Source organism: Priestia aryabhattai (assembly GCF_023715685.1).
Classification (GTDB): domain Bacteria; phylum Bacillota; class Bacilli; order Bacillales; family Bacillaceae_H; genus Priestia; species Priestia aryabhattai_B.
On record NZ_JAMBOQ010000075.1, the window covers coordinates 1 to 440 of the forward strand.

3 tRNA genes and 1 rRNA gene are annotated in these 440 nt (G+C 50.9%); all 4 read left to right on the forward strand.

Annotated elements, in window-relative coordinates:
• The first annotated feature begins 10 nt into the window (after positions 1 to 10).
• Positions 11 to 126, forward strand: a 5S ribosomal RNA gene (gene rrf / locus M3225_RS28985).
• Between the two features lie 9 nt (positions 127 to 135).
• Positions 136 to 211, forward strand: a tRNA-Val gene (locus M3225_RS28990).
• A 26-nt stretch (positions 212 to 237) separates the two neighbouring features.
• A tRNA-Thr gene (locus M3225_RS28995) sits at positions 238 to 313 on the forward strand.
• A gap of 7 nt (positions 314 to 320) precedes the next feature.
• Positions 321 to 396: transfer RNA gene (locus tag M3225_RS29000), tRNA-Lys, on the forward strand.
• Positions 397 to 440: the final 44 nt, after the last annotated feature.

A 440-nucleotide genomic window follows, 5' to 3' on the forward strand; every position in this document is an offset into this window, starting at 1 on the left:
ATATAATATGTCTGGTGGCGATAGCGAAGAGGTCACACCCGTTCCCATACCGAACACGGAAGTTAAGCTCTTTAGCGCCAATGGTAGTTGGGACTTTGTCCCTGTGAGAGTAGGACGTTGCCAGGCTCATATATTGGAGGATTAGCTCAGCTGGGAGAGCACCTGCCTTACAAGCAGGGGGTCGGCGGTTCGATCCCGTCATCCTCCACCATCGACTATTTAAGTCAGAGATTGCACGCCGGTGTAGCTCAATTGGTAGAGCAACTGACTTGTAATCAGTAGGTTGGGGGTTCAAGTCCTCTTGCCGGCACCATTTTTTCGAGCCATTAGCTCAGTTGGTAGAGCATCTGACTTTTAATCAGAGGGTCGAAGGTTCGAGTCCTTCATGGCTCACCATTTATATTCACACGCGGGTGTGGCGGAATTGGCAGACGCGCTAG